1 protein-coding gene is annotated in these 324 nt (G+C 46.3%); it reads right to left on the reverse strand.

Going from position 1 to position 324, the window contains the following annotated elements; genetic code table 11:
- Positions 1-324, reverse strand: a 324-nt coding sequence (locus AVJ20_RS18170; protein ID WP_162689827.1) for a tetratricopeptide repeat protein, incomplete at both ends; no start/stop codon positions are given.

Genomic DNA, 324 nt, shown 5'->3' on the forward strand with positions numbered 1-324 from the left:
ATCTTTCTGTACACCTCGACCGTTGAGATACATTAGCCCAAGGGCTCTTTGCGCAGATGGATCACCCTGAGCAGCTGCCTTGCTATACCACGCAAATGCTTTGACATCATCTTTCTGTACGCCCTGACCATTGAGATACATTAGCCCAAGGTTAAATTGCGCATCTACATCTCCTTGAGTAGCTGCCTTGCTATACCATTCAAATGCTTTGACATCATCTTTCTGTACACCTCGACCGTACTCATACATTTCCCCAAGGTTAAATTGCGCAGATGGATCGCCCTGAGCAGCTGCCTTGCTATACCATTCAAATGCTTTGACATC

Origin of the sequence: Acinetobacter sp. CFCC 11171 (assembly GCF_003268405.1) — a bacterium.
GTDB lineage: Bacteria > Pseudomonadota > Gammaproteobacteria > Pseudomonadales > Moraxellaceae > Acinetobacter > Acinetobacter amyesii.